Here is a 6,909-nt window from a genome sequence, read left to right on the forward strand (position 1 = left end):
GGAGAGGGGCGGCGGAGCGAGTATAAAACAAGTGTATAAAACCGCAAGGAGAACCGGCGCAACTCTCAAATATACAGGTAAAAAAGGGCTTAAAAGCTAATTTGTAATAGGACACTCCTGTCTGTCGGCCAACGTCACCGAAAGCCCCTTCGACCACGCATACCTCAAACAGATGTTTGCTGGTGGCAACGTGGAAGGCCTGCCTGTTGGACTATTGACTTGTCCTGCCGCCTCTTGTCTTGGGATGGCGGAAAACGGTGGAGTTTGCGTGAACGCTGATCGACAGACAGGAGTGTCTGTCGTACTTCCTGCATGCGCGTCATTGGCTGCAAGGACTTCACACCCTTCGACTGGGAGGCGGTGGGAAAATCCCATCATAGGCATTTGCCTCAACTGGACCAACCGGGTGCGATTTACTTTGTTACATTCCGACTGGCGGACTCGGTGCCGCAGAAAGTCTTGAAGCGCTGGTTGTATGAAAGGGAAGGCTGGCGGCGAAGTTATCCGGAGCCTTGGGATGAAGGTGTGCTCAAAGAATATCGGCGTCTTTTCACGGTTCGAATGGAGCGATGGCTTGATGCCGGTTCCGGCGAGTGTGTGCTGCGTGATGTTCGATGTCGCACTGAGGTGGTCGAGCGCCTGCTTTTCAAACATGGCACCGATTACGATCTCGGTGACTGGGTGATGATGCCCAATCATGTCCATGTGCTGCTGCAGCCGATTGGTGACAAGCCTCTGCATGAAATCTTGAAGTCGATCAAGGGCGTCAGTGCAAGAAACCTCAATTGCCTACTGGGAAAAACGGGCTCTCTGTGGATGGATGAGTCGTTCAGCCACATCGTGCGCAGTTTGGAGCAGTTGAAAAAGATTCAGCGTTACATCCAGATGAACCCGCAGAAAGCCGGGCTGCCCGAGACTGATTTCAGCTACGAACAGCGCTGGGAGATTGCCTGAAGTACGACAGGCACTCCTGCCTGTCGGTCAGCGGGACCGCAGTCTCTTTGATTTACGTTGATCCCAAACCGGCTTCACAGGCCGGTGTGGCGTGGTAGGTAGAGTTGTGGGCTGTGGCGGCTTTGCGGACCGCTGATCGACAGACAAGCGAAGCCAATCTGTCGTACTACTTCAGCGTCTGCAGCCACGCCACGAGATCCGCAAGCCCCTGCGGGCCAATGGCACCGGCGAGGCCGGGAGGCATGAGGGAGAGCTTCAATTCCTCCTTCTTGGCGATGCTGGATTTCTTCACGGGGGTGGAGGCTCCGCCGGCGATGCGCAGGGTGAGTTCAGTGTCGGTTTCGCTGATGGGATAGCCGGTGATGGTCTGGCCTTCCTTGGTCGTGACAGTCTGACCGACGAAGCTGTGCTCGATGGCGGCGCTGGGATACAGGATCGCGGTGAAGAGGCCTTCACTGGAAAGCTTCGCACCGATCTGCGAGAGGTCTGGGCCGAAGTCGATGAACTGGCCTTTGACGCGGTGGCAGGCGATGCAACCGGCCTGTATGAACATCTGCGGGCCCTTGGCGGCATCGCCCTTGAGCTTCACGAGTTCGGGCAGCTTGGGGAAGTTTTCCAAACCCTGTGCGGCAGGCAAGGGGAGTGCTTGGGCGGCCTCGCTCCGCAGTCCGGCATCGGTGCTGCGGCTGAGTGCCAGTGCGGCCTGATCTTTGAATTCGGCGGGCAGCTTGGCTTCGCTGTGCCAGCGCAGGATGTTGCGCCCGCCTTCGCCGCTGAGGGCAAGGGCGTCGATGATGACGTGGCGCACGTCTGTACGTTTCTCGGGCCAGAAGGCTTGGTTCAAGACGGAGACGGAGGCGCGGTCGCTGACTCGACCGAGTGATGCGACGAGGGCCTTGGCGGAGGCGGCATCGGCGTCTTTGAGGAAACGCAGGGCGCCATCGCGATTCGCGGCGATGAGCCGCGCAGCGTTTACAGACTCGGGCGCGTTGGGATTGGCGATGATGAAGTCCAGCAGCTCCTTCTCAAAACCGGTTAGGTTCAGGCGCTCGACGAGGGAGATGAACTCAGGTTTGCCGATGACGGGTTTGAGGAGGGAGTCGAGGCGCGCCTTGGCTTCGGGATTGGAGGCGATGGTGTTGCGATCGAGAAGGGCGGTGGAGGCGAGGGCGGTGTCTGCGTCGGCTTTGAGGAAGATGGTGAGCGCGGCGGCGGAGACTTCCTTGGGGTGTTTGTAGGAGAGGAGCTGGAGGGCTCGGAGTGCCGATAATCCGTTCAAAGGGAACGGCGCTTCGTGTTGGCCTTTGTATTTGAAGTTAAAGGCTTCAACGATGCGCGAGACAGAATCCTCGCCGCGAGAACGCCATGCGATGAGGTTGCGTGAGCGAGGCGTATGCCCTGTGCTTTCTTTGGTTATCGAGTCCGTATCCCACTGCTTTAGAATTTTATCCCAGGCTTGAAGCCTTGTCGTCCAGTGCAGGTCAGCACCGATGCCGAGGGCTTCAAGCCGCCAGCGATCCTCTCTCACCACTGCGGCTGCGATTACCCAGAGATCTGTGGCGTACTCGCTTGGATCAAAACGCAGCGCAATCATGATCTCGCGACTCACCGCAGGGGCTTCTTCTGAGTTGGAAATGCCGAAGGCGTAATACTGATCCTGTTTTGTGATGATTGAGCGTGCAAGTGCCTGACGGACTGCTCTGACGGCTGCCACGCGAATATTCGTGTCGGTCTGGGACGCAACCGCTTCTGCCAGAAACTCTGCTGCAAAAGTCGTCTGATCCACATTGACGGCAGAGGGTTTCGGTTTTTCAAGCGATGCCAGCAGCCACAAGGCGCGTGCACGGTGTTGAGAGTTTGCTTTTTGGTCCTCGAACAATTTTTTGAGAGCAGGAATCGCTGTTTCTCCCATGGAATGCAGTTTCACCCACGCCAGATACCGCTGATCTTCATTCGGCGACTTCAATGCAGCCACGGCACCTTCGACGGTGTCCAGCTTGAAGCTTGGAGTCTGATACTTCTCCGCCGCCTTCGTCGTCACACGGAACAACCTTCCGCGAGTCACATCTCCCATGCCATGGCCACCGACGCCCGGATCGTACCAATCAGCGACGATCAACGAGCCATCCGGTGCCACGGCCACATCACTCGGGCGGAACCATTTGTCCTTCGTGCCTTCGAGGATGTTGACGATTTCGGCTTTGTAGCCAGCGCCGTCGGGCTGGGTGATGTAGGCGCGGACGACGTTGGGGCCGGCATCGCAGTGCAAAGGCTGCCCATGAAAAATGCTGGGCAGCAGATCGCCTTCATACACCTGCATGCCCGTCGGGCTGCCGGCACCGGTTTGCAGCATGTTGGGGATGACGCCGGGATCATTCTGGTGCCAGTGGCGCAGCGGGATTTCGCTTTCCCAGCCGAGACGCGGGGTCTGCCAGCCAGCGCCGGTCATTTCGTCGGAGTAGCCGTAGTTGCCGAACTCCATGACGTAGTTGATGCGCACGCCTTTGTTGCCGTCGTCATCATTGTCGGACTGCCACATCGTGCCAAAGCTGTCGACGGCGACTTCCCAGTTGTTGCGGAAGTTCCAGGCGAGGACTTCGACGTTGCTGCCATCCAGTTCGCAGCGGAAGACCATGCCCTGCTGGTAGGGGCGGTTGTTCTGGTTGGTGCATTTGACGCCGTGGATGTCGGTGATGAGCTTGCCGTCTTTGTCGCAGAGCTGTTTGCCGGCGTTGCCGAAATTGAAGTAGAGGCGGCCATCGGGGCCGAAGTGGAAGGCGTGGATGCCGTGGTCATGCTGCGCGCCGCCGATCTTGGTGAACATGAGTTCCTTGCGATCGGCCTTGTCGTCGCCGTTGTCGTCGATGAGCCAGAAGACCTCGTCGCCGCAGGAGATGAGGGCTTTGTTGCCGAGGACGCAGATGCCGTGGGCGCTGTCCACATCATGGCCTTGGTGGAAGACGGTGGACTTGTCGGCCTTGGCGTCGCCGTCGGTGTCTTCGAGGATGAGGATGCGGTCGCCCTCGGCACGTTCGCCGAGATGCTTGCGGTAGTTGACCACTTCGCAGACCCAGACGCGGCCACGGTGGTCGATGTCGATGCTTGAAGGGCTCTCCATCATGGGCTCGCTGGCGAAAAGCTGCACCTGCAGTTCGGGATGCACGGTGAGCGAATCGACGGCATCCGCCGGATCGTGCGAGCTGCTGTCGCTTGCAGCGATGGGGCCGGGATTTTCCGTGTACACGCGGAACTCCACGCTGGCGCTGCCCTGCTTGGTGCCGCCTTCATCGAGTGCGCCTCTGGCTTTGAAGCGCTTGGTGCCAGCGGGCAAATTGAAGGCGATGATGCTGTTCGCATGGGTGCCGATGCCGTATTCGATGGCCTTGCCCGCGCTGCGGAGTTCGGTGCTGCCGGCGCTGGCATTCACGCGCACGTTGTTCCAGCCGCTCTGTGCGGATTTCCATTCGATCTCGGTGAGCTTCTTCTCGCTGCCATCGGCCAGGATGAGACGTGGCTCGGCCCAGTCCGCCCAATCGGCGGTGAAGCCGTTGCCGCCATCGGTGACGACGAGGAAGAGCTCCTTCGCGCCCTCCAGCGACACATCGATGTCCACGCTGTGATTCGGCGTGGCGCTGGTGATGAGCCTGGAGTTGAACAGCGGCTTCGGGGCGGCAAGCAGCAGCGTGGGGGCGAGAAGAGCGAGCAGAAAGAGTTTCATGCGAAGGCGGAGAGTACGCCTGAGTGGGCATGAAACTTCAAGCATCAAAAACTAGCTGATGGGCAGTCGTCAGTCGGCAGGCATTGGAGACTCGTGGGCATGAGCGATTGACGATTGATGAGCAAGGATTGTTGATTTTCGAGGGGAAACGGAAGCTAATGCCTCACATCGACCAAACACGCCGCAAGGAGGGTTTGGGACCTCTAAAATCAAAAATCGATTGCTCGACAATCGTCAATCCTCCGGGGTTTGAATGTCTTGGGTGTGAGCGATTGACGATTGATGAGCAAGGATTGCTGATTTTTGAGGGACTATTTTCCAGAGCCTTTGTTGCGCTCGGCGGTCTGGATGCTTTTGACGAAGATGCTGATGAGTTCGTCGCATTCGGTGAGGATGGGAGTGAGTCGCGTCTTGGAGCAGAGCGGCTTGCGCTCGATGATCTTGAGCCAGATCAGAGTCTCGCGAAGTTCTTTGAGGCAGATTTTCATCTTGTGGACAAAGTCGGCTCTGGATTCCGCGCTTTGAGCCTCGCCATAGTTTGGCGCGGGGGATGTTCCAGAGCGTATCAATTGTCCAGCGATGTGCCTTCCAGCCTTGGTGTCGGGCAGTGATTCTACGACTGTGATGATGCGGACCGCAAAGTCCACAAGACGATCTTCGAGGGCATTGACTTGCTCTTTCATGGTATGGAAACTTCTAAAATCAAAAATCGATTGCTCGACAATCGTCAATCCTCCGGCTTTGGAGAGTCATGGGCATGCATGATTGACGATTGATGAACAAGGATTGCTGATTTTTGAGTTTCCGCACCCTCACTCCACATCCTCACCCAAATAAGCCGCGAGGTGCTTCCGCAATTCGGTGCGGGCGCGGAAGAGGAGGCTCTTCACGGCGGGCAGGGACATCTTCAAGACGGCGCAGATGTCCTCGTATGGCAGGTCCTGGTGGCGGCGCATGATCACGGCGATGCGCTGCTTCTCCGGCAGCGCGGCGATGGCTTTGTCCAGCGCCTGCTCCAGCTCCGTCTGCTGGGTGATGTGATCCGCGCCGGGGGTGCTGTGATCGGCGAAGTATTTGGGCGGATCGTCCTCGTTCTCCTGCTCCATGCTCACCTCCTTGCGGCGGGAGCGGCGGCGGGTTTCATTGAAGACGAGGTTGCGGGTGATGGTGAAGAGCCAGGTGGTGAACTTGGCGGTGACTTCGTAGCGCGGGGCGCTGCGCCAGACACGGATGAAGACCTGCTGCGCGATGTCGTGCGCGTCTTCGATGTTGTTCAGCATGCGGGCGCAGGTGCCGACGACGGCGTTTTGATGCAGCTCCACGAGCTGCTCAAAGGCCTTCACATCGCCCTCCTTGACGCGGAGCATGAGACGGACGCTTTCCTGGTCGGAAGACTCCCCGGCATCGTCGGCTGCTGCCGGCGGTGAATGGGGGAGGGCGTTCCGTTCCGGTTCGGGCATGAGGTAGGCTGGCAGTGTGGCTGCCATGCTAGCGAGGGTCATGCGCGATGTAAACCACGGGAGGTGCGGATTGGTTGCGCGCGAATATTTGACGTTCAATGCGCCGTCGTTAAGCGTAGCCTCTTCTTATGAGCGACTTAACCTGGGACACATCTTTCCGCGAACTCTTCGAGCGCTGCTCCAAACTGCACCTTGGGGGAGACACCCGTGCGGTCAGCTGGTTCAAGGAGGCGGACAAGGCTTTTTTGGACGGCATCGGCTACACGACCCAGGAGTTTTTCGACTTCGTCGATGATCACTGCCGGTATGGCGCGGAAGGCCCCACCCTGGAGACAAGCCTGCTGGTGGCGGCGGTGCGCAGGGATTACTTCCGCGTGGTGCAGAAGAGCGAGCGTACCGGCAAAACCGTGCCGCCGAGCGCCCTTCCGCCCAAGCCAGCGGCGGTGGACGGCATTCCGTGGCTGCCGCGCTTGATCGTGAAGGCACGCGCCAAGCTGCGCGGCGAGATGGACCCGGACACGATGTATGGCTGCGGCGGAGACCGCGCGTTCTTTGAGCAGCACCGGCTGCATCCCGCCGATTTTTTACGCGTGACGTGGGCGGCAGGGGACGATGACCAGAAGATCATCGACTTTGTGAAGACGGGGAAGATGTGAGGCTGCTGGCGCTTTGGACCGTAGGTCGGTCGTGTTTGGCGTCGAAAGCGTGGCATGCTCCACCGCCCTCTCCGCCAAACCGCCCGACTGCGAGGACGTTCGTACGTCATGGAGCCTGCCG

The 6,909-nt window shown here is 58.9% G+C and carries 5 protein-coding genes; 2 read left to right on the forward strand and 3 right to left on the reverse strand.

Features of this window, described 5'->3' with window-relative positions:
* Window positions 1–312: 312 nt before the first annotated feature.
* Entirely contained in the window at window positions 313–954 is a 642-nt protein-coding gene (locus WAW39_RS27975) for a transposase (protein ID WP_422322657.1), read from the forward strand.
* 166 nt (window positions 955–1,120) lie between these two features.
* On the opposite strand, the gene WAW39_RS27980 is transcribed toward WAW39_RS27975, so the two are convergent.
* From WAW39_RS27980 to WAW39_RS27990, 3 genes are all read right to left on the reverse strand, one after another.
* Window positions 1,121–4,672, reverse strand: coding sequence for a PVC-type heme-binding CxxCH protein (locus tag WAW39_RS27980; protein WP_422322659.1), 3,552 nt, complete (start codon window positions 4,670–4,672; stop codon window positions 1,121–1,123).
* A 311-nt stretch (window positions 4,673–4,983) separates the two neighbouring features.
* Window positions 4,984–5,355, reverse strand: coding sequence for a four helix bundle protein (locus tag WAW39_RS27985; protein ID WP_422322661.1), 372 nt, complete (start codon window positions 5,353–5,355; stop codon window positions 4,984–4,986).
* Between the two features lie 129 nt (window positions 5,356–5,484).
* Window positions 5,485–6,174 carry an RNA polymerase sigma factor gene (locus WAW39_RS27990; protein ID WP_422322663.1) on the reverse strand — a complete coding sequence of 230 codons (690 nt, stop codon included), beginning with the start codon at window positions 6,172–6,174 and terminating at the stop codon, window positions 5,485–5,487.
* An 86-nt stretch (window positions 6,175–6,260) separates the two neighbouring features.
* On the opposite strand from WAW39_RS27990, the gene WAW39_RS27995 reads away from it, so the two are divergent.
* On the forward strand, window positions 6,261–6,788 hold the full coding sequence (locus WAW39_RS27995; RefSeq protein WP_422322665.1) for a DUF5069 domain-containing protein: 528 nt from the start codon (window positions 6,261–6,263) through the stop codon (window positions 6,786–6,788).
* Window positions 6,789–6,909: the final 121 nt, after the last annotated feature.

This window comes from Prosthecobacter sp. (assembly GCF_049294395.1).
Lineage (GTDB): Bacteria > Verrucomicrobiota > Verrucomicrobiia > Verrucomicrobiales > Verrucomicrobiaceae > Prosthecobacter.